The following is a 25162-nucleotide window of genomic DNA, read 5'->3' as shown; positions in this document are numbered from 1 at the left end:
TCCGGCAGGTCAAGTCATAGTCCACTCACCCGCCGCGGCCCGGGGCGCCTCGCGGATTCGGTAGATTGGGCCTGTGGCTCACTACGTCATCATGGGATGCGGGCGCGTCGGCGTCTCCCTCGCCCACACGCTCGAAGACTCGGGCCACTCCGTGGCCATCATCGATCAGGACGACCGGGCCTTCCGGCGACTCCGCCGCACGTTCGGCGGACGCAAGGTCACCGGGATCGGCTTCGACCGCGAAACGATGCGGCACGCGGGCATCGAGGAGGCGTACGCGTTCGCGGCCGTCTCGAGCGGCGACAACTCGAACATCCTCGCGACGCGTGTGGCCCGGGAGACGTTCCACGTGCCCCACGTCGTGGCCCGCATCTACGACCCAGGCCGCGCCGAGATCTACCAGCGCCTCGGCATTCCCACGGTCGCGGCCGTCCGCTGGAGCGCCGACCAGGTGCTTCGCCGCATCCTGCCCGAGGCCGGCATCGCCGGCGACTTCCGCGACGCGTCGGGGCGCCTCGTTCTGACTGAGGTCACTCTGGACCCGGCGTGGCTCGGCCACCCCATCGCAGCAATCGAGAAGGCGGCGCCCGTGCGCGTCTCCTATCTCACCCGCTTCGGCGAGGGCATCCTGCCGGGCCCTGGGACCAGCTATCAGGAGGGCGACACGGTCCACGTCATGATGCGCCTCGACGACTCGTCAGAAGTGGCCCGCCTCCTCGCGGCGCCGCCCGCCAAGGAGGGCATGTGAAGGTCATCATCGCCGGCGCCGGAAGCGTCGGCTCGTCGATCGCGCGCGAGCTCCTGGCCCACCGGCACGAGGTCCTCCTCATCGACCCCAAGCCGGAGGTGATCGGCCGCAGCGGCCTCCGCGGCGCGAAGTGGCTCGTGGGGGACGCGTGCGAGCTCTCGACGCTCAAGGAAGCCAAGGTCGGCGAGGCTGACGTCGTCGTGTCCGCGACGGGCGACGACAAGGTCAACCTCGTCGTGTCGCTCCTCGCAAAGACCGAGTTCGGCGTGGGGCGCACCGTGGGCCGCGTCAACAACCCCAAGAACGACTGGATGTTCGACGGCTCGTGGGGCGTCGACGTCGCCGTCAACACGCCGCGGCTCATGACGGCCCTCGTCGAGGAGGCCGTCGAGATCGGCGACGTCGTGCGCCTGCTCACGCTCCAGACCGGCGTCGCCTCCCTCGTCGAGTTCACGGTCCCGCAGCACTCGGACCTCATCGGTCGCACCGTGGGCCAGATCCAGTGGCCCGCGGACGCGACCCTCGTCGCGATCGTGCGCGACCAGGCGCCCATCACGCCGAGCGTGGACGACGTCGTGGACCACCGCGACGAGCTCTTCTTCGTCACGACCATCGCGGCGGAGGACGAGCTGCGCGCGCTGCTCGCCCCCGGGAGCGCGGAAGAGTCGGACGAGCTCAGGAGCGACCAGGGCGAGCACGACGGCTTCGACGGCTGAAACCGACGGCGCAGGTGAGACGACAGCGCGATGCTAGGCCCGCGCGTCGTCCGTCCGCTCGGTGCCCGGAAGGGGACGCGAGACGAGCCACGCGAGCCAGATCCCCAGGGCGTAGAGCGGGATGCCCAGGATGAGCCGCATGGCGCCGAGCGCGACGACGCCAGCGTCGCCCGCGAGGTAGAGCGGGACCTCGACGACGAGTCGCAGCGCCAGGACGGCCACCATGATCCACGTGCCGAGGCGGTACTGCCGCGCGCGCTGACGGTCCTGCCGCCAGTGGAGGCCCTCGTTCCGCAGGAAGCCGAACAGCACGCCCATGAGGGGCCACCGCACGGCCACGGAGAGGGACAGCGCGACGATGTAGGCCGCGTTCGTGAGGAAGCCCGTGATGTAGAAGTCCTGCGCCTTGCCGGTGAAGAGGGCGAGGGCTGCGGACACCGCGATTCCCGCGACGCCGGCGAACGCCTGCGTGGGCGTGGTCCGCCCCACGAGCCGAACGACGACGAACACGGCCGCCACCGCGACGGCGAGGACTGCCGAGAGGACGAGGTCTCGGAGGACCGTGAACGCGACGAGGAACACGAGGCCCGGAAGGACGCTCTCGAGCACGCCGCGGATCCCGCCCGCGCTGCGCAGCACGTCGATCCGCCCGTCGTCGTGGCGATGAAGGCCCGCCTTGGCGGCATACGCCGCGGCGAGGTCTGCGACGCCCGGTTCGCGCTCGGCGCGGCCGTCCGGGGTAGGCCGACTCTCGGACTCCATGTCAGTCCTCCTTGGCCAGGATCTCGTAGCGAGGGTTGTAGATGGTCGGCTCTCCATGGCGCTCGGACAGCATTCCGGCGAAGCGCAGGAGTGTGCCCGCCCCAATTCCCGGAATCTGCCGGCGCCCTAGCCAGATGAGCCGGATCGACGGCCCGCGGCCGGGGCGCGGCGCGTCTGCCGATTCGATCACGGCGCTGAAGCTCGGCGCCTCAGACGGCGAGACGAAGGTCACCGAGCGGATGACCCCCTCCCCCGCGACGAACTCCCGTTCCGGAAGGTTCAGGAAGTCGAGGAGCACGGGGGCGGAGCGATCAGCCAAGATGGGTGATCTCCGGGCCCCGCTCGGGCGCGGACGGGCCCTGCGCGCCGTTGACGGCCTGCTCGGACTGGCCCGGCTCGACCGGGAGCCGGAGGGGAAGCAGCTCACTCGGGGGGAGCGGCGACTCGCCGCGGTCCACGACGACCGAGCGGAAGAGTTCTTCGAGCTCTTCGGCGGCCGCGCGGTCCATGACCGCGTTGCCGGAGATGACCCCGCGCAGGAACCAGCGCGGGCCGTCCACGCCCATGAAGTGGGCCACGCGGTGGCCGCGGCGGCCGTCCGCCGTCGAGGTCGGGAGCTTCGCGACGAGTTCGGGCCCGAAGCTGCCCTCGATCTCCTCCACGGTCCCGCCCTGGCTCGCCACCGACTGCGCGATCTGAGCGCGGATCTCACTCCAGAGGCCCTCGGTGCGGGGAGCGGCGAACGCCTGGACCTGAAGGCTCGAGCCGTTGAGGTCCATCGTCACCGCAACGACGCGGCGGGTGGCCTCCTCGACCTCAAGGCGGATCTGGAGCCCCTCGACGGGACGGATGAGGAGCGCACCGAGGTCCACGTAGCCGACCGCGGTGTCCCGCTCGCTCGCGTCGAACGGCCCCTTCGCGGCGCGGCCATAGCCGCTCTTGTCAGCCTCGGGGCTGCGCTCGGCGGCGCCGAGGACCGACGGATCCTCGGCGGTCAGCTTGGCGTTCTTGCCACGTCCGAACAGCACGTCAACAAACTCCTTAAGTCAGCCGTCCAGGGCGCTGCCCATTGCGCGTGCCCCGTGACGTGCAGGCGCTACTGCGCCCCGAATCCCCCGGTGGAGCCGAAGCCGCCGGTCCCCCGCGCCGTCTCGGAGAGCGAGTCGACGGAGACGAATCGCGCGTGCTCGACGCGCTGGATTACCATCTGGGCAATTCTATCGCCGCGGCGCAGGCTCAGTGTCTCGCGCGCGTCCGTGTTCAGCAGCGTCACGGCAATCTCGCCGCGATACCCGGCGTCCACCGTCCCCGGCGCGTTCACGACCGTGAGGCCGTGCCGCGTCGCGAGCCCAGAGCGCGGGTGGATGAGCGCGACGAACCCGAACGGGAGGGCGATGCTGACGCCCGTGGGCACGAGGAGCCGCTCGCCGGGGGCGAGCGAGAAATCGATGCGCGAGCACAGGTCCGCGCCTGCGTCGCCGGGGTGAGCGTACGACGGCGCGGGGAGGCCGTCGTCGAGCATCACCACTTCGATGTCGAGGGAGGGCTGCCACTCCTGGGCGGACGCGGCGTTGGCCACGGAGTCGTCGGTCGTCTGGGCTGCAGTCACCTACCCACTGTATCGGCTCGGCGGCGCCTGCCAGCCGTGACGGGCGGCGTGCGGCCGTCCCGTCCGCCGCGCTGCTCTGGTCGCGCTGCTTTGGTGCTCTCGCGCGCGAGGTGGAAAGCTAAGGCCATGCCTGATTCGCCTTCCCCTCAACCGCGTGCGTCCGCGGACCACGTCTACAGCGAGCGGCTGTGGCCCTCCTGGTGGGTCTGGGTCGTGGTGCTGGGCATCTCGGCCGCGTGCATCCTGGTCCTGGCGCCGATCAGCGTCGCCGCAGGGTTCACGGGCGCCGTCGTCGTCTTCCTCGTGCTGAGCGGGACCCTGCTGGCAACGACCCCATCGGTCGTCGTGACGGCCAGCGACTTCCGGGCCGGCCGCGCGGCGCTGCCGCGGGAGTTCGTCGCTGCCGCCGAAGGCTTCGCGGGCGACGAGGCAACCGCCGAGCGCGGGGTGCGGCTCGACGGGAGGGCCTACCTCTGCATACGTGGCTGGATCAATCCCGTGGTCCGCGTCGATCTCTCCGACCCGGAGGATCCCACGCCCTACTGGCTCGTATCGACGAGGCGGCCAGAACGGCTCGTCGCCGCCCTGACCGCCTCGAAGGGCTGAGCCCGGCCCAGCCTGCGCGCAGTGCGCTTGGTGCGAGGGCTCAGCCCTCGCACTCCTTGCAGTAGTAGAGCCCGTTCTTCTCGCGGGCAATCTGGGACCGGTGTCGCACCAGGAAACACGAAGCGCACGTGAATTCGTCCGCCTGGGCGGGCAGGACACGGACCAGCAGCTCCTCGCCGGAAAGGTCGGCGCCGGGGAGCTCATAGCTGTCCGCGGCCTCTGCCTCATCCTCATCCACCGAGGCGGACTGCTTGTCCGTGCGCCGCGTCTTCAGCTCTTCGATGGAATCCTCGTTGAGCTCTTCTTCGTTCTTGCGCGGCGCATCGTAGTCGGTCGCCATAGTTATTCGTTCACGCTCCGGTTACTCGCTACTGTCACGTGGTCACTCCACGTAGTCCACTCTCTAACGCACTCGGCCCCCATTTTGTGCCCAGTGACGGAGAGATTGTTCCCGATCGGAGTCCGAAATGCCACTCGTGTACGTGGGAAGTCGCGGCACACCGAGTGAATGCCCGGTAATCCGGGGCCGGAGATGGCATTGTTCTGTGGAGGACTAGGCAAGCTGGAGGCTTCAATGCGGGAGCAACCGCAGGACAATCTGCAGGAACTTCGCCTCGTCGGCGTGCACGACGACGGGCAGCACCTTCTGCTGAGCGCCGGGTCGGGCGCAGATTTCCGGCTCCCCCTCGATGAAGCCCTGCGCCGGGCCGTCGCGCGCCCCGCGCCGCAGCGTCCCGCGCCGTCCGGCGCTGCCAACATGACGCCCCGCGAGATTCAGGCCGAGATCCGCGCCGGCGCGACCGCCGAGAGCATCGCGGAAGCTTCCGGCATCCCGCTCGCCCGGGTCCAGCGATTCGAGTCGCCCGTGCTCGCTGAGCGCGAACACGTGGTGAGGCTGGCCCAGGCGTGCGAGGTCGGCATCACTCCCCCAGCGCATTCGGCGTTCGCAGCGGAGTTCGGCGAAGGCCCCGCTCACCTCGGCGACGTCGTGTCCCACCGGCTCGCCGTCTACGGCGTGAATGCGTCCCGGGTCGAGTGGGACTCGTGGCGCCGCCGGGACGGGCTCTGGACCGTTGTGGCCCGCTTCGAGCTTCCCGACGGCACGCCCTCCTCGATCGGCGAGGAGCCGCCCGCGACGTGGACCTACAACCCCGTGCGGCGCAGCGTTGCGAACGCCAATCGCTGGGCGCAGCAGCTCAGCGAGCTCGAGACCATCGACGGGCCCACCTCCCCGCGCCGGCTCTCGATCGTGGACCGTCCCTTCGATGTCGAGGAGGAGCCGCAGCACTCGGAGCAGCAGCCCGAGCGGCGGGATCCCGAGACGGATCTCCTCGACATGCTGAGGGCACGCAGAGGGCAGCGGCTCGGCGTCGACGAAGACGCGGACGACGCCCTAGCCCTCCTCCTCACCCAAGGCATCCCGGCTGCCCACCCGCGGCCGGCGGACGGCGCCCCCGAGCGCCCCTCGCGCAAAGCTGACGCTGGTCCCGAGCGCCCCTCCCGGCCCCATGAGGCCGAGCCCGAGCGCCCCTCGCGGCAGGGACCCGAGCACGACGACGAGCCCCGCCCCCGGCGCCTCGAGCCGGTCCGCGACGGAATCACCTCGCTCTTCCCGCGTCTCCCGCGCGTCGACGAACCGGTCCGCGGGTCCGAGGACAGCCACCTGAGGCTCGCCCCCGGGCTGAGCTCGGCGACTCGGGAGATCACCATCGTGCCGGGTCCCACGTCGCCCCTCGACGGCCCGGGGCGCGATGGCCGCGCAGGCAGGAGCGGCTCGGACTCCGGCGAGGAGGACGCCGCACGGACCGACGCCAACCCGGAGCCCGACGACGCGCGGGGCGAACCGACCGCCGAACGGCTCCGGCCCCGCGAGGGCCGCGGCGACAAGACCCGATCGGGGGGCACCACGGACAGCGCGACCGAGGCATCCGCATCCTCGGCGTCCGCAGGCTCCGCGCCGGGGCGCTCACACGCCGACGAGGCCTCCGCCGAGCACGGGACGAGCCCGGAGCCGGTCCCCGAACCTGCGCGCCGCTCGTCGCGGTCCAAGCGGTCCTCGATCCCGAGCTGGGACGAGATCGTCTTCGGCACGAAGGGCGAGTAGCAGGCCTCACGCCGCCGCGAGCGGCACGTCCACGTTTCGGTCGGCGGGCGAGTGCGTCAGTCCTCGAACGGCAGGAGCTGGTCCTCTTCGCGGAGCACGTTGGCCACAGCGGCAGTGCGGCGCTCGCGGTGGTGCCGGCGGCACAGCGTCTCGTAGCCCACCTCGGCGTCGTCCACGTGGGCGGACTGCTCGGACCGGACGTCCGCGACGAGCACCTGCTCGCCCTCGACCACCATGTGCCCGTCCACCGTCCGCGCGTTGTGCGTCGCGCGGCGGCCGCACCAGCACAGCGTCTCGACCTGCAGCAGCTGGAGGCGGTCGGCGAGCTCGACGAGCCGCCGCGCCCCGGGGAACAGCTCAGTGCGGAAGTCCGTGAGGATGCCGAAGGCGTAGACGTCGGCCCCGAGCTCGTCGACCACCCGGGCCAGCTCGTCGACCTGACCGGGCAGGTAGAACTGGGCTTCGTCGCACACGAGGTAATCGACCTCGTGCCCCGCGGTCCGCAGGCGCACGACCTCGTTCCAGAAGCTCGTCGCCTCGGTGACCTCTGTCGCCTCGACGCGCAGCCCGAGGCGGCTCGTGATCACGGCCTCGCCGGCGCGGTCGTGCTTGGTGAACAGCACGCCGCGGCGGCCGCCCGCGCGGTGGTTGTAGTCCATCTGGAGCGCGAGCGTGGACTTGCCGCTGTCCATGGTCCCCGTGAAGAACACGAGCTCAGCCACGCCGCCTCCGCTTCGACTGGGCGCGGCCCGTCGCGCGGAACGCCACGAGCGGGACCGCCCGCTCGGCCTTCGTGAGGGACCCGTGCTGGCCCACCATGGAGAACGCCGTGGGCCGCACGCGACGGCCGTCGTAGAGCGCCAGCTCGCCCTGCGCGGCCACGAGGATGTCGCCGATCCGGTCGGCCACCTCGGGGCGCACCTCGCCGAAGAGGCCCTTGGCGACGGCCTCGGCGCGCGTCACAATCCATGCCTGGCTGCCGAAGCGCGCCCGCCAGCGGTCGAGCACACGCCGCGCGGCGCCGTCGTCGTCCGGGTCCTCGAGGTGGAGGTGCACCATGCGGGGCTCCCCCGCGGTGTGGCGCACGCCCTCGACGAGCTCGGGCTCCGCGCCGAAGTCGATCCTGCGGTGCGCGGGGACGTCGACCATCCCGTGGTCGCCCGTCACGAGCACGAGCGTCCCCGCGGGGAGCTGCCCGTCGAGGCGGCGGATGCTCGCGTCGACCTCCTCGAGCGCCTCCTCCCAGGCCGGAGAGGCGCAGCCCGACACGTGCCCGGCCTTGTCGAGCTCGTTGAGGTAGAAGTACAGGAGCATCCGCGGCGAGGCCGCCATGGCTTCCGCCGCGGCGGTCGTGCGCGCGTGGAGCGTCTCCGCACCGATGAACCTGCCGCCGCGCAGCGCGGCACGGGTCATCGCGGATCGCTCGAACTGCGGAAGGCTCACGGTCGCGACCGGGACGGTCGCCTCCATGCGCTCGAAGACGGTCGGGAACGGCTGCCAGCGGTCAGGATCGACGTCCGGGTCCCATCCTCCGAGCTGATTGACCACGCGGTCCAGGTGCGGTGCGAGGACGTCGTAGCCGACCATCCCGTGCTGCCCCGCGGGGAGGCCCGTGCCGAAGCTCGCCAGCGAGGCCGCCGTCGTGCTGGGGAACGCGGCGTCGAGCGTGGTCGGGATGCCGCCCTGGCCCGCCTGGAGCGCGGCCCGCAGGAACGGCGTGTGCGCGGCGCGCTGGGTCAGGTGCTGGCGCCCGAGCCCGTCCACCATGACCACGCACGCGCGGGGCACGGCCGGGAGGCCAAGCGTGTTCTCGAAGCCCTGCACGCCGAGCGCCGCCGCGCAGCTCGGCAGGATCTCGGCGACGCTCCGGTGCCCGTACGCGGGCGGGGCGGGCAGCGGCTGGCCGCCCGCGGCCTCCGCCGCATCGGACGACGGCGGCTCCGTCGCCGCGCGCTGTCCGGCCGCCCCCGCGCCGTGCTGCGTGAGGGGCGCGCCCGTCACTGGCGCCCCCTGTGGCCGCGCTCGGCGCGGCCGCCGAAGCCGGCCACGTGGGGGCGAGGGAGGGGCGCCGAAGCCCCCGGCGCGAGCGGCGGGAGGCCGGCGGGGCTCGCCGCGTTGGCGGCGCGCAGCAGGCGGGCGAAGTGCTTCGCGGCCGTCACGGCCTCCGGGCCGTCGGCCTCCGAGCTGATCCGCAGGACGAGATCCTCTTGGGCCATCGACCCGGTGTAGCCGTGGTCGGCGTCGCAGTTCGGGTCACCGCACGTGGCGGGGAGGAGGTCGAGCCTCTGACCCCCGGACCAGGCGATGGAGAGGGTGACCTCACGGACGGGGTCCCCGGGCTGGTAGGCCGCGGGCTCGGTGAAGACGTAGCTCAGGACGACCGTTGCGACCTGGGCGAGCGGTACGGACTCCGTCGAGACTTGGGCGGTGGTGCGCTGGGCATCGGATTCGAGCGGTGCCTCGTCGACGTGGGTCACCACGAGCAGATCGTCCGTGAGCGCGAGAACCGTCACGTGGCGGCGGACCTCGGCGCGCTCGAAATGCGTCTCCAGGTGGACGAGGTGCGCGAGCGGCACCGAGCCGTCGAGGGCATCGTCGACCACGTCGGCGACGAGCCGCGGGTAGAAGCCCGTGCGGTCAAGGTCGTTGGCAAGCGTCCTCGGGCTCGCGGCGGCAGGCCCTGGTCCGTTGGGTGACGGCGATTGACTCATGGGCCCTATTGTTTCAGACGTTGTTTCAGACGGGTCGCGTGGGCCTGAGCCCCGGGCAGAAGGCGCGCGGCCGTGCGCGGCTGCGCACGGCGGCCGGTGCTCACTGCTGGGACATCGCCCTGCGCGCGCTGTCCGTTCGGTGCTCGGCGTTGCCCAGCCACACGTCGGCGTGGAGGACGGTGAGGCCGCGCTCGCTCACCACCACGGGCTTGAGCTCGAGCACCGACACCTCGGGGTGACGGTCCTTGAGCAGCGACACGCGCCCCACGAGATCCTCGAGCGCCGCGACGTCGAGCGCGGGCAGGCCCTCGTAGCCGAGGAGCTTCTCCGCCGCGCGAGGAGCCCTCACGAGATCGCGCACGTCCTGGGTCGTGAGCGGCGGGACGCGGTGTGCCCAGTCGTCGAGCAGCGCGACCGCGTCCCCCGCGAGGCCGAACGAGATCACAGGGCCGAGCAGCGGGTCCTCGATGGCCCGCACCACGCACGCCTGGCCGAGCGGCGCCATGCGCTGGACCTCGAGCGGCGCTCCCCCGTCGGCATCCCGCGCGACGGCACCGAAGGCTGCGAGCGACTGCTGGAGGACGGCCACCGCGGAGCGCAGGGCCCCCTCGTCGCGCAGGTCGAGGCGCACCGTCCCGAGGTCGAGCCGGTGCCTCAGGTTTGACGCCGTCGATTTCACGGCCACCGGCCAGCCGAGGTCTCCGGCCGCCGCCACGGCCTCGTCCGCAGTCGAGACCCTCCGCGACGCGAGCACCGGGATCCCGTAGCACGCGAGCAGAGCCGAGGCCTCCTCCGCGCCGAGGCGGCGGAGCTCCGCGCCGGCGACCCCAGCGAGAGCCGAGCCGATGAGCTCTTCCGCACGGTCGTCGTCGTACGTCGCCTCGAAGGGCGTGCCCTCCTCCCAGTCCAGCCACTCGGTGTAGCGGACCGCGGCGGCGAGCGCTGCGACGGCGTCGCCGGCGCTCGTGAACGCGGGGACGGTCGCGGTCGCGATCCCGTCGGGCCCCGGGTCCGGGAGCATGCCCTCGCCCGCCTCGGGGGTTCCGAGGATCCCGGTGAACGCCGCGACGACGGTCGCCGAGCGCAGCGCGGCGCACTCGGCGAGGACTGCGGCGATCGCATCGGGACGCACGCCCGCGGTGGGAACGAGCGCCACGACGACGGCGTCCGCGACCCCCGAGTCGATGACGTCGAGAAGCCGGGTGCGGAGCGCGGGCAGCGCGACCGAGCGGCCCGCGAGGTCGAGATCCCAGATGCTCTGGGTCACGACGAGCCCTCGGCTCTCGGCCGCGTCGGCTACGACCCGGCCCAGCGAGAGCGCGTTGGCCATGACCGCGACGCGCGCGCCCCCTGGCAGCGGACCCGACACGACCTGCGCGACGTCGACGAGCTCCTCGAGCGTCGAGACGCGGATGACGCCGGACTGCCGCAGCATCGCGTCGAGGGCACCAGGCGGGGCCTGCGACGTGCGGACGGCGTGGCCCGGCGGGAGCTGGAGGCCGAGGATCTCGCTCTTGGCGACGATGACCGGCTTGCTGCGCGCGAGCCGGCGCGCAATGCGGGAGAACTTGCGGGGGTTGCCGAAGGACTCGAGATAGAGGCCGACGGCGCTCGTCGCGACGTCGTCCTCCCAGAACTGCATGACGTCGTTGCCCGAGACGTCCGCGCGGTTGCCGCTCGAGACAAGGGTCGAGAAGCCGAGCCGACGGCGATCGGCAGCCGCGTACAGCGCGATCCCGATCGCTGCGGACTGGCTGAAGACCCCGAAGCCCCCCTGCCGCGGCATGCGGGGCGCCATCGAGGCGTTGAGGCGCACGCCCGGATCAGTGTTGACGAGGCCGAGCGAGCCGGGACCCACGAGCCGCATCCCGTAGGCGCGCGCGTGCCGCACGAGCTCGCGCTGACGCGCGAGGCCGCGCACGCCGTCCTCGGCATGCCCCTCCGAAGCCACGACGACGCCCTTGACGCCGGCCGCGGCGCAATCGGCGACGACCCGGGCGACGTCGTTATACGGGACCGCGACGAGCGCGAGGTCCACCGGTTCGGGGACGTCGCGGATGCTCGCGTACGTGAGCATCCCGCCGAGCTCGAGGGCTTCGGGATTGACCGCACACATCCTGCCCGAGAAGCCCCCCTCGACAAGGTGCGCGAGGAGCTGCTGGCCGACCGAGCCCCACCGGCGGCTCGCACCGATGACGGCCACGGAGCGCGGGGCGAGCAGCCCCCGGACCGAGAGCGCTTCCGCGCGGTGCTCGCGGGCCTCCATGACCGCGCGCGACTTCTCGGTCGGGTCGATCTCGAACTCGACCATCACGACGCCGTCGTCGAAGCGCCGCTCGAGGGCGTAGCCCGCCTCAGCGAACACCGTGAGCATCTTCCGGTTCTCGGGCAGGACCTCTGCCGTGAAGCGGCGGACGCCGCGCTCGCGCGCCGCGGCGGCCAAGTGTTCGAGGAGGATCGAGCCGATCCCCCGGCCCTGGTGGCGGTCGGAGATGTTGAACGCGACCTCAGCCTCGGACGGGTCGGTGAGCCGGTCGTAGCGGCCCACCCCCACGATCTCGCCGCCGATCGTGATGACGAGCGCCACGCGGTCGCGGTAGTCGACCTCGGTGAAGCGGCGCAGCTCCGCGTCGCTCAGCTTCGCCTTGTAGCTGAAGAAGCGGAGATAGATCGAGCTCTCCGACTGGCTCACATGGAACGCCTGGAGCGCCTCCGCGTCGTCCGGCCGGATGGGCCGGAGGTGCGCCGTGCCGCCGTCGCGGAGCACGACATCGGCCTCCCAGTGCCGGGGATATGCGCTGACCGCGTCCTCATCCGCCATAAGGTTAGATTAGTTCAGGCCCTGTTCGACCCACCTTAAGGATCTAGCTAGCGTTGGCACGCCGTACGACCTCCGGGAAGCCCGGATCCGAAATGCTCCCCCTCGGCGAGGCACTCGCCGAGAACATCACGGACATCGATGTCGCGTCGGAGATGGAGTCGTCGTTCCTCGAGTACGCGTACTCGGTGATCTATTCGCGCGCACTCCCCGATGCCCGCGACGGGCTCAAGCCCGTGCAGCGCCGCATCCTCTACATGATGAGCGAGATGGGTCTGCGTCCCGACCGCGGCCACGTCAAGAGTGCCCGCGTGGTGGGCGAGGTCATGGGCAAGCTGCACCCCCACGGCGATGCCGCCATCTACGACGCCATGGTTCGCATGGCCCAGGGCTTCTCGCTGCGCCTCCCGCTCATCGACGGGCACGGCAACTTCGGCTCGCTCGACGACGGCCCTGCCGCGCCGCGCTACACCGAGGCGCGCATGGCGGCCTCCGCGCTCGCGCTCACGGACGATCTCGACGAGGACGTCGTCGACTTCGTGCCGAACTACGACAACCAGCTCATGCAGCCGGAAGTGCTCCCGGCGGCTTTCCCCAACCTCCTCGTCAACGGCACCACCGGCATCGCCGTGGGCATGGCCACGAACATGGCACCGCACAACCTCGGGGAGGTCGTGGCGGCCGCCCAGCACGTCATCGCGAACCCCGAGGCGACGCTCGAGGACGTCATGGAGTTCGTGCCCGGCCCGGACCTGCCCTCGGGTGGGCGGATCGTCGGGCTCGACGGGATCCGCGACGCGTACCGCACGGGGCGCGGCTCGTTCCGCACGCGCGCCACCGTGGCGGTGGAGCAGCTCTCCGCCCGGCGGACCGGCCTCGTCGTGACCGAGCTCCCGTACACGGTCGGCCCCGAGAAGGTCATCGAGAAGATCAAGGATGCCGTCGGGGCGAAGAAGCTCCAGGGCATCAGCGACGTCGTGGACCTCACGGACCGCAACCACGGCCTGCGCCTCGTGATCGAGCTCAAGAACGGCTTCAACCCGCACGCCGTGCTCGAGCAGCTCTACCGGTTCACGCCGCTCGAGGATTCATTCGGGATCAACAACGTGGCGCTCGTGGAAGGGCAGCCGCAGACGCTCGGGCTCCTCCAGCTCCTCAAGGTCTACGCGGAGCACCGGCTCGCGGTCGTCCGCCGGCGCACGGCATTCCGCCTCGGGAAGCGCAAGGATCGCCTGCACCTCGTCGAGGGCCTGCTCGTGGCCATCATGGACATCGACGAGGTCATCCAGATTATCCGCACGTCGGACGAGGCCGCGGTGGCGCGGGAGCGGCTCATGGCCGTCTACGACCTCTCCGAGGTCCAGGCGAACTACATCCTCGAACTCCGGCTGCGCCAGCTCACGAAGTACTCGCGCATCGAGCTCGAGAAGGAGCAGGACGAGCTGCGGCGCGAGATCGAGGAGCTCGAGGCGATCCTCGGCTCGGACTCGCTCCTGCGCGAGCTCGTCTCCCGTGAACTCGGCGAGGTCGCGGCGAAGTACGGCACGCCGCGCCGGACGGTACTGCTCGAGTCCGAGGAGCAGCCGGCCGCCGTCGCCCGCGCGCTGGCGGCGGCCGCCGACACCGCGAAGAAGGCCTCCGGCAAGGCACCCGCGCTGGCCCTCGAGATCGCGGACGACCCGTGCTGGGCCATCCTGTCCGCGTCCGGCAACCTCGCGCGCACCGCCGGCGCGGAGCCGCTCACCGACGGCGGCCCGCGCGCGCGGCACGACGTCTTCCGCTCCGTGGTGCGGACGACGGCGCGCGGCGAGCTGGGTGCCGTCACTTCCGCCGGGCGCATGATGCGGCTGCAGGCCATCGACCTGCCCGCGCTTGCGCCGTCGGCGGGCCTGCCGAACCTCACGGGCGGCGTCGCCGCCAAGGACTTCATCACGCTCCAGAAGGGCGAAGCGCTCGTGGCGCTCGTGCCGCTCGACGCGGTCCTCGCGCTGGGGACGGCGCAGGGCATCGTCAAGCGCGTCCTTCCCGAGTACCCGCTCAACCGGGAGGACTGGGAGGCGATCACGCTCAAGCCGGGCGATCGCGTCATCGGCGCAGAACCGGCGTCCGACGACGACTCGCTCGTGTTCATCTCCGAGCAGGCCCAGCTGCTCCACTACCCCGCGTCCACGGTGAGGCCCCAGGGCCGCACGGCGGGCGGCATGGCGGGGATCCGCCTCGCCGACGGGGACCAGGCGATCTCCTTCGGGGTCGTCGCCGCGGGCGATGAGGCCGCCGTCGTCGTCACGATCGCGGGCAGCCGCGACGCCCTTCCGGGCACCGCGCCGGGCACCGCGAAGGTGACCCCCTTCGCGGAGTACCCGGCGAAGGGCCGCGCGACCGGCGGCGTCCGAGCCCACCGCTACCTCAAGGGCGAAGACGTCCTCCTCGCAGCGTGGGCCGGTCACGGTCCGGCCAAGGCCTCGTCGAGCGGCGGCGTGGCCCGTTCGCTGCCGACCGAGCACGGGCGCCGCGACGGCTCCGGGGTGCCCCTCTCGCAGGCCGTCGAGGCGATCGGCCCCAGCTTCGGCTGAGCCGCCCGCTCACGCACACAGAAAGGCCCGGCCCCACGTGGGGCCGGGCCTTTTTTCTGTGCCTGGCGGTCCGATCAGACCTTGGAGATCTGAGCCTCGGGATCAGACCTTCGGGATCGGGCCCGAGATCGGGCCGGATGCCACCGGGACCTCGCCCGAGACCTGGGCTTCGAGCGCGGTCGCCTCGAGATCCACGCCCTCACGCTCGGCAGCGGCAACGGCCGCCGGGTGATCGAGCGGGAGCTGGACGGCGTCGCCGTTCTCGCCGACCGCGACAGGCACCTCGGAGAGGGGCATGTGCTCGAGGTCGATGAGCGGGTCGACGTCCTGGTCCGCGACGACGGCGCGAGCCTCTGCGGAGGACTCGACGCTCGGCATCGATCCCGGCAGCGGACGGCCCGCGGACTCGTGCAGGAAGAAGATCGCGATTGCACCCACGATCGACGTCGCCATGAGGTAGTACGCGGGCATCATGTCGTTGCCGGTCGCCTGGATGAGCGCGTCCACGATGAACGGCGTGGTGCCGCCGAAGATGGCCACCGCGAAGTTGTACGCGATGCCCATGCCGCCATAGCGGCTCGCGGTCGGGAACTGCGCCGGAAGGGCGGACGCGAGGTTCGCGACATAGAAGGTCACGGGGAACGCGACGAGGGCGAGGCCCCCGAGGGTTGCCCACACCGTTCCAACGCCGATCAGCAGGAACGCCGGCACGGCCAGGACGATCGTGCTGATCGCGCCCGTCCACAGCACCGGCCGGCGGCCGATGCGGTCGGAGAGACGGCCAGTGAGCGGGATGCACAGGCTCATGATCACGAGCACGGGGATCGTCAGAAGCGTGCCGTGCAGCTCGTCGTAGCCCTTGGACTCCGTGAGATACGTCGGCATGTACGAGGTGAGCGCGTAGCCCACCGTGTTGGCCGCCGCAACGAGGACCATCGAGACGATGATCTCGCGCCAGTACTGGCGCACGATGCGGAGCGGGCCCTTCTGGGCGTTCTCGTCGTTCTTGGCAAGGTCGTGGACCGCGTGCTCCTGCGCGTCGAGCGCGGCCTGGAACGCGGGGCTCTCCTCGATCTTGAGCCGGAAGTAGATCGCGATGGCGCCCAGCGGGCCGGCGGCGAGGAACGGAATGCGCCAGCCGAAGTCGCCCATGAAGTGCGAGCCCAGCGTGATCTGCAGGACGGACACGAGCGCCGCGCCGAACGCGAAGCCCAAGTAGCTGCCCATGTCGAGGAAGCTCGCGAAGAATCCGCGGCGACGGTCCGCCGCATACTCGCTCACGAACGTCGTGGCGCCGGCGTACTCGCCGCCGGTCGAGAAGCCCTGGACGAGCTTCACCGCCACGAGCAGGACTGCCGCCCACAGGCCGATCTGGTTGTAGCCGGGCAGGAGGCCCAGCGCGAACGTCGACGCGGCCATCATGATGAGGGTCGCCGCAAGCACGCGCTGGCGGCCGATCTTGTCGCCGAGCCATCCGAAGAAGACTCCGCCTGCAGGGCGGGCAACGAACGTCGCGGCGAAGGTCCCGAGGAGGAACAGCGTCTGCACGGAGGCATCGGCCTTGGGCAAGAAAACGGGACCCATAGTCGTAATGAGGTAGCCGAAGACGCCGACGTCGAACCATTCCATCGTGTTACCCACGATCGTCCCGCCGATGGCTCGGCGAAGCATGGAACGGTCCACGACGTGAACGTCATCGACCCTGAGTCGCCGCTTGCGGAAAGTGATCCGGCGGCGCCCTGTGGGCACCTGCTCCGCGGCTGACTCGCTTGCGGTCTGGCTTAGGTCTCTCGGCATTCTCGCTTCTCTCGAGGAGTCGATTGCTGTGACTGTCAGTTGCCCCGCTGTGACGGGCAGCAAACCACTTTAGTACCCCTATTTGAGAGTTGAATGTCACATTCCGCCCCACGAGATGACGCGAGTCACATCCCAGGCGAGCGGCCGCCTCGCCTTCGGTGCCGCGCCCCGGCCCCGCCAAGGCCGGCGCATCCCAGTAACCACAGTGCATCCGGCGCCAGAGGCACCCCATCCGCTCGGCCCTACGGATCGGTAACTCGGGAACAAGCCGAAAGCGTTACGGTTTCGTAATGCAACCGCCGCCCGGATCGCGCCGTGGGTACCGGTCGGGGCGTCGGCCGCGGCCGACGCCGAACGTCCAGACCGGCGGATAAACTTCCGGCATGGCCATCACCCCCGACGCCAAGGACTGGACCTGGGTCCTCGAGCGCAAGTGCCCCGAGTGCGGCTTCGAGGCGGCAGGCCTCACGCCGCACGACGTCGCCGAGCGCGTGGGCGCTACGCTGCCGCGCTGGGACGCGGCGCTCTCGCGCGACGACGTCCGCGAACGCCCTGACCCCTCGACGTGGTCGCCGCTCGAATACGGCTTCCATGTTCGGGACGTGTTCGAGCTGTTCCGGAAGCGGCTCGACCTCATGCTCGATGCCGACGACGCCCGGTTCGAGAACTGGGACCAGGACGCCACGGCGCTCGAGAAGGCGTACGCCGACGCCGATCCGGCCACGGTCCGCACCGAGCTCGCCGAGCAGGGCGCGGCGGCGAGAGACGCCTTCGCCGCCGTTCCCGTGAGCGCGTACGGCCGCCGCGGGCTCCGCAGCAACGGTTCTGAGTTCACGGTCGTGACGCTCGCGCAGTACTTCCTGCACGACGTCGAGCACCACCTGCACGACGTCCACGGCTAGCTGGACAGCTAGCCCGCCAGCGCACACCTCTGCGCGCCGTCGTCCGCGGCGTCGAGCCGCAGCAGCAGGTCGCCGTCGCGCAGCTCGGAGGCATGGTGGGTGACCATGACGACCGTCCGATCCGCGAGCGCCTCATGGAGCGCGGTGACGAGTTCCCCCGCCGCCTCGGGGTCGAGATGGGCGGTGGGCTCGTCGAGGAGCACCACGGCAGCGTTGGCGACGAGCGTGCGGGCCACCGCGAGCCGCTGGCGCTGGCCGCCGGAGAGCTCGGAGCCCCGACTCCCGATGCGGGCGTCGAGTCCACCCGCGAGGCCCCGCACATGATCGCCCAAGCCGACGCGGTCGAGCGCTCCCCACAGCTCGTCGTCCGCCGGCGCATTCTCGCGGGCGCGCGCCACCGCGAGGTTGCCCCGCACCGTCGAATCGAAGAGGTGCGATTCCTGCGGGCACCACGCCACGCGGCCGCCAGCGCGGACGCGACCCGCGCGCGGGGCCAGGAAGCCCAGAAGGACGGCGAGAAGCGTGGTCTTGCCGCTCCCCGACGGACCGGCGACCACGAGCCACTCCCCCGGCGCTGCACTCGCCGTAAGCCCCTCGAAGACGGCAGGCTGACCCGGCCAGCCCGCCGAGAGGCGATCGAGTTCGAGACCCGACGGCGCGTCTGCCGCGGCGTCCGGGGGCGAGTAGAGCTCCGCGGTACCGTCCGCGGCGCGGTCCGTGGCTTCGCTTGCGGCCGCGCCGGCGAGCGCCGAGCGGAGCGCGGGGATCCGCTGCACGGCCGCGGCCGCGGCCGCGAAAGGCTCCGCGAGGGCGAGCTGGAGCAGGACCACGGCAGCCGTGGTGGTGGCGGGCGCGCCCGCCCCGGCGGCCGCACCGAGCGTCGCGACGGCGGCGAGGCCGGTCGCCAGGATCACGAGGGCCCTGCCGAGCCCCTCCGCCGCGAGGCCCCGGCGTTCGAGCGCGGTCAGCCGCCGATCGTCCTCCCGCAGGGACGCGAGGACGCGCGCCGCAAGCCGGTTGGCGGCCAGGTCCGGAGCCGCTGCCAGGGCCTGCCCGATCCGCTCGAGCAGGTGCGCCCGGCCCCGCTGGACCAGGCGCGCCGCACGTCGGTCCGCCCACGCAGCGGCAAGGGGCGCAAGGACGACGGCGACGATCACGGCAGCGGCGAGCGCCGGCAGCTGCGCGGGCAGGAGGAGGCCCACGGCCACGAGGGCGGCGGCCCCGAGGAGGACCGCGGTGGCCAGCGGCTGGACGATGCGCGGCAACTCGTCGCGCACCGATTCGGCGTCGCCCACGAGGCTCTCGAGCGCTGCACCGGGTCCAAGCAGCCGGCGCGCGCTCAGGCCGCGCATCGCAAGGGCCGCCCACAGGCGATCGCGGAGGCGGGCGAGCGTCGCGAAGACCGCGGAGTGCGTCGCGAGGCGCTCGGCGTATCGGAGGACTGCGCGCGCGATGCCGAAGAACCGGACGCCGACAATCGCCGCGAGGAGGTACAGGATCGGCGGGTGCTGGGCGGCCCGGACGATGAGCCAGCCCGAGAGGCCCGCGAGCGCCGCGGCGCACGCGGCGGCGCCGAGTCCCGCGAGCGCGGCAAGGACATAGCGCCCCAGGTCGGGGCGCACGAGGCGCCACAGCGCTCCGAGCCAGGGGCCGCCGTCGGTCGTTTCGCGGGCCCGCTCCGGAACAGCCCGGTCGGGAACAGCCCGCTCCGGAACAGCCCGGTCGTGTCCCGCACCGACGACGGCGAAGCGCCGCGGCCCTGGTGCGGCCCCGGCCGGCGCGACGAGGTCCACTCGAGTTCCGGCGAGCGCGGCGGTCTGGGGATCGTGGGCGATGAGAAGCACGGTCGCGCGCCCCGAGAGGCCTGCGATCGCCGCCTCGACGGCTTCGGCCGAGGCGGCGTCGAGATGCGCGGTCGGCTCGTCGAGGAGGAGGAGCGTCGCGCCCGCCTCGACGCGCAGGATTCCCCGCGCCACGGCGAGGCGACGCTGTTGGCCCGGGCTGAGCTCCGCGGGGTTCGCGTCGGCGAGCCCGCCGCAGCGGACTGCGCCGAGGGCCTCCCGCACCGCCGCGCTGAGGCGCTCCGGTGCGATCCCCGCGGCGGAGAGCTCGAGCTCGGCGGCGACGCTCGTCTCCGTGAACTGGGGATGCTGCGGCACATAGGCCACGCGCTCCGGCTCGCAGCCGAAGGCGGTACCGCTCACGCGGGCGCCGGCGCCGTCCCTGACGAGGCCGGCGAGCGCCAGCAGCACGGTCGTCTTCCCTGCCCCGCTTGGACCCGCGACGAGCGTGATCTGGCCCGCCGGCGCGTCGAACGTGACGCGTTCGACGGCGGGGCGCTCCCTTCCGTCGTAGCTCACGGTGAGCGCGCGAACACTCACGGCGACCGGGCGCGCCACAGCGGGATCGGCCCGATCGACCCTAGCGGGATCAGCCAAAGCGAGATCGGCCAAGGCTGGCTCAGGCTCGGCCAAAGCAGAACCGGCGAAGGCCGGCTCGTGCTCGCCGAGGAGGCGGCGTCCGGCCGGGCGCCCGATGGCCTCCTCGGCGCGGCGCAGCGCCTCGGCGCCGTCCTGGCTCGCGTGATGCGCGGTGCCGAGGTCGCGGAGCGGCTGGAAGCACTCTGGGGCGAGGACGAGGGCAAGGATGCCCGCCTCGAGCGGCATCTCGCCCCCGACGAGCCGGATGCCGATGAATACCGCGACAACCGCCACCGAGATGGTCGAGAGCAGCTCGAGGGCGAGCGCCGAGAGGAACGCGACGCGCAGGGTGCCCATGGTGCGCGACGAGAAGTCGTCCGAGAGCGCGCGGAGCGCCTTCCGCTGTTCGGCCGCGCGTCCGAGGCCCACGAGGACGGGAAGTCCCTGCGCGAGTTCGACGAGGTGCGCTCCGAGGCGCGCGAGCGCCTGCTGTGCGGCCGAGACGCGGTCTTCGGTGTGCTTGCCGATGAGGATCATGAAGAGCGGGACGAGCGGGAGCGTGAGCGCAATGATGAGCGCGCTCACCCAGTCCGCGCCCAGCACCCGCGCCCCGACGATGAGCGGGACGGCGGCGCACTGGACGAGGGCCGGCAGGTACGCGGTGTAGAACGAGTCCAGCGCCTCGAGGCCGCGCACGGCGAGCACCGCGGTCCCCGCAGCTGATCCCGCGACGCGCGCGTCGCCGTCGTCCGCTGCGCTGCGCCCGCCCCGCTCGAGGGCGGCAGCGATGAGACGCGCCCTGAGCTCCTCGCGAACACCGACTGCCGCCCATCGCCCGGCCTGGAGCGTGCCCCATTCGGCCGCGGCCCGGAGCACGACGCCGGCCGCGGCGGTGAGTGCCGCCCCGCGCCAATCAGCGCCGGTCGATGCAAATAGCGCGGCGAGCCCAGACGCGATGCCCTGAGCAAGCAGGACGAGCGCGGCTGCCTTCGCGACAGCAAGGATGGCCAGGACAGCCAGCGCGGCGCGCGTCGTGCGGCCGGAGGGGATGCTCGGGCGCACGGACTACTCTTCCGCCGCCCGGCGGCGCCCCTCGGGGCTCCCGCCCGTCACGGCGCGGACGAGGAATGCCGGGATGACGTTGTGGGCCGTCGGGATGCTGCCGACCGTGATCCGCTTCCGGAAGACCCAGTAGGTCCAGCTCTGGTACGCGAGGACGAGCGGGAGGCCAATGAGGGCCACGACGCTCATGAGGCCCAGCGTGTAGGCGGAGGACGACGCCGTCCCGACCGTGAGGCTGTACGCGGGGTCGAGTGTGGACGGCAGCACGACGGGGAACACGGCGCTGAAGATCGCCGCCGCGCCCGTGGCCAGGAAGATCGCCATGAGGAGGAAGGCGCGCCCCTCCGAGCCACGGCGCGCGAGAGCCCACGAGGCGAGCGCCGCGCCGGCCGCGATGACCGTGAGCGCCCAGCTCCACCACTTCGAACCGTGCAGCTGCACGTCGATGACCCACGCGACGAGCGGAAGGATCCCGAGCGGCATCCAGCGCACGAACGCCGCGTGTGCGCGGCGTCGGATCTCGCCGTCGGTCTTGAGCGCGAGGAAGGCGAGCGCGTGCACGAGCGCAAATCCGACCAGGGCAAGGCCGCCGATGACGGCGTGGACGGTGAACCAGGCGAACGGTCCGCCCACGCGGTCGCCGTTCGCGTTGAGCGGGAGTCCGGTGGTCGTGAGGGCGAGCATCGCGCCGACGCAGAACGCGGCGACCGCGGAGCCCAAGGCGATCGCCCAGTCCCACGCGCGCGTCCACCTCGCCGAGACGATCTTGCCGCGGTACTCGAAGGCGACCGCACGGAAGATCAGGGCCACGAGCGCGAGGAGCAGCGGGAGGTACAGTCCCGAGAACAGTGAGGCGTACCAGCGCGGGAACGCCGCGAAAGTTGCCCCGCCGGCTGTCAGGAGCCAGACCTCGTTGCCGTCCCAGACGGGACCGACCGTGTTGAGGAGGACGCGGCGTTCGGCGTCGTTGCGCGCGAAGAGCTTCATGAGCATGCCGACGCCGAGGTCGAAGCCCTCCAGGAAGAGGTAGCCGATCCAGAGGACGCTGACGGCGCAGAACCAGACGGTGGGCAGGAATTCCGAAGGTGACATGGTGCGCTCCTAGTAGGCGAAGGCCAGGACGTCGTCGGACTGCTTGCCGTCCCCATCGCCGTGCGTCTCCGCGAGTTCGGGCATCGCGGACGCGACGCCGCCGCGCGTGTACCGCCACAGGAGACGGACCTCGACGACCATGAGGACGGCGTAGATGGAAGAGAGCACGATGAGCGAGGTCAGGATCTCCCCTGCGCTCACGCCGGGCGAGACGGCCGCCGCGGTGAACATGAACACCTGGTCGACACTTCCGGCCAGGGACGGGTTGGGGGCGACGACGAACGGCTGGCGGCCCATTTCGGTGAAGATCCACCCGGCCGCGTTCGCGCCGAACGGAGCGAGGATGCCGACGACGGCAAGCCGCATGAGCCACCGCGCCTGCGGGACCGTGCCCTTGCGGGTGAGGTAGAGGGCCACCGCCGCGGCGAGGGCCGCGAGGCCTCCGAAGCCGATCATCATGCGGAAGCCCCAGTAGGTGACTTCCATCACCGGGACATACTGGATGGGCTCACCCGCCCGGTCGCCGTAGATGGGATTGTTCGGGAGGTTCGTCCCGTACGCCTTCTTGTACTGGTCCTGAAGGCTGTTGACGCCCTTGACGTCCGTCGTGAAGTCGCCCTTGGCGAGGAAGGAGAGCAGTCCCGGGATCTCGATCAGGGCGGCGACGTTCGAGCAGTCCTTCGAGCCGACGTCGCCGACGGAGAGCACGGAGAAGCTCGTCCCGTCGTGGCACGCCGCCTCGGCCGCCGCCATCTTCATGGGCTGCTGGACGAACATGAGCTTGCCCTGGATATCGCCGGTGACGGCGGTGCCGGCGAAGGAGATCATCGCGACGACGGCGCCGATCCGCAGGCTCCTCAGCCACACGCGGTGGTCAGTGCGGTCACGGCCCGGGAGCCCAGGGTTCTCGCCGGCGATGACGCGGCCGTCCTCCTCCACGGTGTCGATGCCATCCCGGCGGCGCTGCCAGAGGTGGTACCACGAGATGCCGAGGAGGAAGGCGCCCGCGACGCCGAGGGCGCCGAGCAGCGTGTGCGGTACTGCGACGAGCGCGGTGTTGTTCGTGAACACGGCCCAGGCATCCGTCATGACGGGGTGCCCGTTGACCACGGTCACGCCGACAGGGTGCTGCATCCAGCTGTTGGCCACGATGATGAAGTACGCCGAGACGGCCGAACCGATGACCGCGCACCACAGGGCCGCAAGGTGGAGGCCGGGACGCAGGAGCTTCCAGCCGAAGATCCAGAGCCCGAGGAACGTCGACTCGACGAAGAACGCGAGGAGCGCCTCCATGGCGAGCGGAGCGCCGAAGACGTCGCCCACGAAGCGGCTGTATTCGCTCCACGCCATGCCGAACTGGAACTCCTGCACGATGCCGGTCGCGACGCCCATGATGAAGTTGATGAGGAAGAGCTTGCCCCAGAACTTGGTCATCCTGAGGTACTCGACCTTGCCCGTCCGGAACCAGACCGTCTGCATGACCGCGACGACGAGCCCGAGCCCGATCGTCAGCGGAACCATCATGAAGTGGTAGACAGTCGTGATGCCGAACTGCCAGCGGGCGATTTCCAAGGCGTCCATGTGCGCTCCTGTCGATGCCGGGGAAGTCTTCTACGGCCCGTAGAAACTACTCTTCTACAGAGTGTAGAACATTTGGGACGTGCCCGCTCCTGGCGATGCCGGGATCCGGCCATTGTCCTGCTCGCAGTGAACACGCGACAGCGCCTGCTGCACACCCTCTTCTACCTCGCGTAGAATGGGCTCAGGGTTCCGTGGGAACCCAGTCCGGTCGCACCTGCAGCCCGGGAACGATCATCAGGGGAGGACGTAACGATGGCAAGCCTCGGGGAGCTCGAGCGTTCGGTGATGGACCAGCTCTGGTCGACCACCGATGCGTCCACGGCCAATGAACTGCGTGACCGCCTCGCGCAGAGCGAGGGCCAGGGACACGAGGCGAAGGACCTCGCCGTGACGACCGTTCTCACCGTGCTTTCGCGACTCGAGAAGAAGGGACTCGTGGAACGCGAGCGCGGCACGCGCCCGCACCGCTACCGCGCCATCTCGACTCGCGAGGACCACACCGCCCGCCTCATGCACGAGGCACTCGGAACCGCCACCGACCGCGAGGCAGTCCTGGCCCGCTTCATCGGGAGCGTCAGCGAAGCCGAGGCCGCCACGCTGCGCCGGCTCCTCGCCCGGGGCTAGCCCGAAACCCCTGGGCCTCGGGGACAGCCGTGCTGCTGACCGCTTACCTGCTCGCCGTACTGGCCATCCTGCTTGCGTGGCCGGTTCCCGTGGCCCTGTCCCGAGCGCGGTGGACCTCCCGCTCCCCGTTCGCCGCCATGGTCCTGTGGCAGTCCATCGCCCTCGGCGGTGGCCTCTCGATGATCGGCGCCATGCTCGTGTACGGGCTCGAACCCCTGGGCGACAACCTGCCCCAAGCAGTGCGGCGCGCGCTCGGGATCGTCGTGGGCAACCGCTCCTCGGACCAACTCCACTTCTGGCACCTCTTCGCGCTGTGCGCGGCGGCGCTCCTCGGCCTCCATCTCGTCTTCACGCTGGGGCTCACGTACGCCCGAATCACGACGCAGCGGCGGCGCCACCGAGAGCTGCTCGAGGTCCTGAGCCTTCCATCGGGGGCGATCGAGCGCACGCTCGTGATCAACCACCCGGCGCCCGTGGCGTACTGCCTTCCGGGCGGGTCCCGCTCGGTGACGGTCCTCTCCGACGGGCTTATGGAGGCGCTCACTCCAGGCGAGCTCTCCGCCGTCGTCGATCACGAGCGCGCACACCTGACCCAGCGGCACCACCTGCTGCTCTGGTCCTTCGAGGCGTGGCGGCAGGCGCTCCCCTGGCTCCCGACGACGCGCCTCTCGCGCCAGGCGGTGTCCTCGCTCGTGGAGATGCTCGCGGACGACGTCGCGCGCCGCACCGCACCGGACGAGGTCCTCGTGCGGGCCATCGCCCTCGTGGCGCTCGGGAGCGCCGAGGCGCACGCGGGACAGGGCGGCTCCCCCTCCGGCAACGGCACCGAAAGGCGCACCGAACCGGGGATGCCCGAGGAGGGCGAGGCCTCGCTCGCCTCGCGGGTCAGCCGGCTCCTCACCCCCCAGCCGCCGCTGAGTCATGCACAGACGACGGCGGTGCTCGCCGGCTCGGGCCTTCTGCTCGCCGTCCCGACTGTTCTTCTGCTCGCGCCGGGGCTCTTCAGCTGATCCCTCGCGCTGAGCGTCGATGCGCTC

The 25162-nt window shown here is 71.5% G+C and carries 21 protein-coding genes; 8 read left to right on the top strand and 13 right to left on the bottom strand.

The window, feature by feature from the left end:
- Positions 1-73: 73 nt before the first annotated feature.
- Both E6A26_RS05400 and E6A26_RS05395 read left to right on the top strand, forming a co-directional pair.
- Positions 74-748, top strand: coding sequence for a potassium channel family protein (locus E6A26_RS05400; protein ID WP_136610172.1), 675 nt, complete (start codon positions 74-76; stop codon positions 746-748).
- Positions 745-1464, top strand: a complete 720-nt coding sequence (locus tag E6A26_RS05395) for a potassium channel family protein (protein ID WP_136610171.1) — start codon at positions 745-747, stop codon at positions 1462-1464. The genes E6A26_RS05400 and E6A26_RS05395 overlap by 4 nt, the downstream gene beginning before the upstream one ends.
- Positions 1465-1497: 33 nt before the next feature.
- Here E6A26_RS05395 and E6A26_RS05390 read toward each other — a convergent pair whose 3' ends face one another.
- The 4 genes from E6A26_RS05390 to dut all read right to left on the bottom strand — a co-directional run bounded on the left by E6A26_RS05390 (position 1498) and on the right by dut (position 3835).
- Positions 1498-2226, bottom strand: a complete 729-nt coding sequence (locus tag E6A26_RS05390; protein WP_136610170.1) for a DUF3159 domain-containing protein — start codon at positions 2224-2226, stop codon at positions 1498-1500.
- Between the two features lies 1 nt (position 2227).
- On the bottom strand, positions 2228-2545 hold the full coding sequence (locus E6A26_RS05385; RefSeq protein WP_234865080.1) for a single stranded DNA-binding domain-containing protein: 318 nt from the start codon (positions 2543-2545) through the stop codon (positions 2228-2230).
- Positions 2538-3254 carry a DUF3710 domain-containing protein gene (locus E6A26_RS05380; RefSeq protein WP_136610169.1) on the bottom strand — a complete coding sequence of 239 codons (717 nt, stop codon included), beginning with the start codon at positions 3252-3254 and terminating at the stop codon, positions 2538-2540. The genes E6A26_RS05385 and E6A26_RS05380 overlap by 8 nt, the downstream gene beginning before the upstream one ends.
- 68 nt (positions 3255-3322) lie before the next feature.
- Entirely contained in the window at positions 3323-3835 is a 513-nt protein-coding gene (gene dut / locus E6A26_RS05375) for a dUTP diphosphatase (protein ID WP_407695364.1), read from the bottom strand.
- A 126-nt stretch (positions 3836-3961) separates the two neighbouring features.
- Between dut and E6A26_RS05370 the strand changes: the two genes are divergently transcribed.
- The gene (locus tag E6A26_RS05370; RefSeq protein ID WP_136610168.1) at positions 3962-4441 is read left to right on the top strand and encodes a DUF3093 domain-containing protein; all 480 of its coding nucleotides are present in this window, start codon (positions 3962-3964) and stop codon (positions 4439-4441) included.
- 40 nt (positions 4442-4481) lie between these two features.
- Here E6A26_RS05370 and E6A26_RS05365 read toward each other — a convergent pair whose 3' ends face one another.
- A complete protein-coding gene (locus tag E6A26_RS05365; RefSeq protein WP_043122976.1) occupies positions 4482-4781 on the bottom strand; it encodes a DUF4193 domain-containing protein in 300 nt (99 codons plus the stop codon).
- Positions 4782-5015: 234 nt separating this feature from the next.
- Here E6A26_RS05365 and sepH point away from each other — a divergent pair, with 234 nt between their 5' ends.
- A complete protein-coding gene (gene sepH, locus E6A26_RS05360) occupies positions 5016-6545 on the top strand; it encodes a septation protein SepH (RefSeq protein WP_234865078.1) in 1530 nt (509 codons plus the stop codon).
- A gap of 56 nt (positions 6546-6601) precedes the next feature.
- Here sepH and E6A26_RS05355 read toward each other — a convergent pair whose 3' ends face one another.
- The 4 genes from E6A26_RS05355 to E6A26_RS05340 all read right to left on the bottom strand — a co-directional run bounded on the left by E6A26_RS05355 (position 6602) and on the right by E6A26_RS05340 (position 12077).
- Complete coding sequence (locus E6A26_RS05355) at positions 6602-7267, bottom strand: thymidine kinase (protein WP_136610167.1); 666 nt, start codon at positions 7265-7267, stop codon at positions 6602-6604.
- Complete coding sequence (locus tag E6A26_RS05350; RefSeq protein WP_407695363.1) at positions 7260-8546, bottom strand: alkaline phosphatase family protein; 1287 nt, start codon at positions 8544-8546, stop codon at positions 7260-7262. The genes E6A26_RS05355 and E6A26_RS05350 overlap by 8 nt, the downstream gene beginning before the upstream one ends.
- Positions 8543-9256, bottom strand: coding sequence for a DUF5998 family protein (locus E6A26_RS05345; protein WP_136610166.1), 714 nt, complete (start codon positions 9254-9256; stop codon positions 8543-8545). The genes E6A26_RS05350 and E6A26_RS05345 overlap by 4 nt, the downstream gene beginning before the upstream one ends.
- Before the next feature lie 100 nt (positions 9257-9356).
- Positions 9357-12077: a bifunctional acetate--CoA ligase family protein/GNAT family N-acetyltransferase gene (locus E6A26_RS05340; RefSeq protein ID WP_136610165.1), complete on the bottom strand. Its 2721-nt coding sequence runs from the start codon at positions 12075-12077 to the stop codon at positions 9357-9359.
- A 53-nt stretch (positions 12078-12130) separates the two neighbouring features.
- On the opposite strand from E6A26_RS05340, the gene E6A26_RS05335 reads away from it, so the two are divergent.
- Positions 12131-14647 (top strand): DNA gyrase/topoisomerase IV subunit A, encoded by a 2517-nt coding sequence (locus tag E6A26_RS05335; RefSeq protein ID WP_407695362.1) that lies wholly within the window; start codon positions 12131-12133, stop codon positions 14645-14647.
- 102 nt (positions 14648-14749) lie between these two features.
- Here E6A26_RS05335 and E6A26_RS05330 read toward each other — a convergent pair whose 3' ends face one another.
- Positions 14750-16444: an MFS transporter gene (locus E6A26_RS05330; RefSeq protein ID WP_211128964.1), complete on the bottom strand. Its 1695-nt coding sequence runs from the start codon at positions 16442-16444 to the stop codon at positions 14750-14752.
- A 383-nt stretch (positions 16445-16827) separates the two neighbouring features.
- Here E6A26_RS05330 and E6A26_RS05325 point away from each other — a divergent pair, with 383 nt between their 5' ends.
- On the top strand, positions 16828-17346 hold the full coding sequence (locus tag E6A26_RS05325) for a DinB family protein (RefSeq protein ID WP_136610164.1): 519 nt from the start codon (positions 16828-16830) through the stop codon (positions 17344-17346).
- An 8-nt stretch (positions 17347-17354) separates the two neighbouring features.
- Here E6A26_RS05325 and cydD read toward each other — a convergent pair whose 3' ends face one another.
- Genes cydD through E6A26_RS05310 form a run of 3 tightly spaced genes read right to left on the bottom strand, consistent with a single transcriptional unit; the run spans position 17355 to position 23501 of the window.
- Positions 17355-20828, bottom strand: a complete 3474-nt coding sequence (cydD, locus tag E6A26_RS05320) for a thiol reductant ABC exporter subunit CydD (RefSeq protein WP_136610163.1) — start codon at positions 20826-20828, stop codon at positions 17355-17357.
- A 3-nt stretch (positions 20829-20831) separates the two neighbouring features.
- On the bottom strand, positions 20832-21920 hold the full coding sequence (gene cydB / locus E6A26_RS05315) for a cytochrome d ubiquinol oxidase subunit II (RefSeq protein WP_136610162.1): 1089 nt from the start codon (positions 21918-21920) through the stop codon (positions 20832-20834).
- A gap of 9 nt (positions 21921-21929) precedes the next feature.
- Positions 21930-23501, bottom strand: a complete 1572-nt coding sequence (locus E6A26_RS05310) for a cytochrome ubiquinol oxidase subunit I (RefSeq protein WP_136610161.1) — start codon at positions 23499-23501, stop codon at positions 21930-21932.
- Positions 23502-23753: 252 nt separating this feature from the next.
- On the opposite strand from E6A26_RS05310, the gene E6A26_RS05305 reads away from it, so the two are divergent.
- On the top strand, positions 23754-24125 hold the full coding sequence (locus tag E6A26_RS05305) for a BlaI/MecI/CopY family transcriptional regulator (protein ID WP_136610160.1): 372 nt from the start codon (positions 23754-23756) through the stop codon (positions 24123-24125).
- Positions 24126-24154: 29 nt separating this feature from the next.
- A complete protein-coding gene (locus E6A26_RS05300) occupies positions 24155-25135 on the top strand; it encodes a M56 family metallopeptidase (protein ID WP_136610159.1) in 981 nt (326 codons plus the stop codon).
- Positions 25136-25162: the final 27 nt, after the last annotated feature.

Origin of the sequence: Sinomonas albida, assembly GCF_004919045.1 — a bacterium.
GTDB lineage: Bacteria > Actinomycetota > Actinomycetes > Actinomycetales > Micrococcaceae > Sinomonas > Sinomonas albida.
The sequence above is the reverse complement of the archived record's forward strand: the minus strand, read 5'-3'. Positions and strand labels throughout refer to the sequence as shown.

Coding starts and splice junctions, on each gene's coding strand:
- E6A26_RS05305 (WP_136610160.1), top strand. CDS start 23,754: ATGGCAAGCCTCGGGGAGCTCGAGCGTTCGGTGATGGACCAGCTCTGG.
- E6A26_RS05340 (WP_136610165.1), bottom strand. CDS start 12,077: ATGGCGGATGAGGACGCGGTCAGCGCATATCCCCGGCACTGGGAGGCC.
- E6A26_RS05325 (WP_136610164.1), top strand. CDS start 16,828: ATGGCCATCACCCCCGACGCCAAGGACTGGACCTGGGTCCTCGAGCGC.
- E6A26_RS05390 (WP_136610170.1), bottom strand. CDS start 2,226: ATGGAGTCCGAGAGTCGGCCTACCCCGGACGGCCGCGCCGAGCGCGAA.
- E6A26_RS05310 (WP_136610161.1), bottom strand. CDS start 23,501: ATGGACGCCTTGGAAATCGCCCGCTGGCAGTTCGGCATCACGACTGTC.
- sepH (WP_234865078.1), top strand. CDS start 5,016: ATGCGGGAGCAACCGCAGGACAATCTGCAGGAACTTCGCCTCGTCGGC.
- E6A26_RS05365 (WP_043122976.1), bottom strand. CDS start 4,781: ATGGCGACCGACTACGATGCGCCGCGCAAGAACGAAGAAGAGCTCAAC.
- E6A26_RS05330 (WP_211128964.1), bottom strand. CDS start 16,444: ATGCCGAGAGACCTAAGCCAGACCGCAAGCGAGTCAGCCGCGGAGCAG.
- cydB (WP_136610162.1), bottom strand. CDS start 21,920: ATGTCACCTTCGGAATTCCTGCCCACCGTCTGGTTCTGCGCCGTCAGC.
- E6A26_RS05345 (WP_136610166.1), bottom strand. CDS start 9,256: ATGAGTCAATCGCCGTCACCCAACGGACCAGGGCCTGCCGCCGCGAGC.
- E6A26_RS05370 (WP_136610168.1), top strand. CDS start 3,962: ATGCCTGATTCGCCTTCCCCTCAACCGCGTGCGTCCGCGGACCACGTC.